Origin of the sequence: Citrobacter sp. TBCS-14 (genome assembly GCF_005280805.1) — a bacterium.
GTDB lineage: Bacteria > Pseudomonadota > Gammaproteobacteria > Enterobacterales > Enterobacteriaceae > Citrobacter > Citrobacter gillenii.
Map to the genome: position 1 here is coordinate 1 of NZ_SZWM01000243.1, position 265 is coordinate 265.

Annotated in this window: 1 protein-coding gene; it reads right to left on the bottom strand. The window is 35.5% G+C overall.

Annotation, left to right across the window (positions count from 1 at the left end; all coding sequences use genetic code 11):
* A partial coding sequence (locus tag FDX22_RS12285; RefSeq protein ID WP_222592524.1) for a phage terminase family protein occupies positions 1–246 on the bottom strand: 246 nt, incomplete at its 3' end.
* Positions 247–265 lie beyond the last annotated feature (19 nt).

The window sequence follows — 265 nt, forward strand, 5'->3', positions numbered from 1 at the left end:
TCTATTTTTATTAAATACAGATAAATTAAAGTCTGTTAGTTTAGTATCTTGCGGAGTGAAGTAGTAAGCTGTATCTTGCATAGGTAAGCCCATATTAAACGCTAAGAACTTATTTTGTAACGCTGGATCTCCTTGCGCAAGTTCGTATTCTTCAATAACTCCTGACCACTTAGGAACATCGCCAATAAGAGGTAATGCCATAGTCCAATTCTTTTTATCTTTAACCTGCTCATGATTTTCTAACATGTAAAGCAAGCCGAATGAC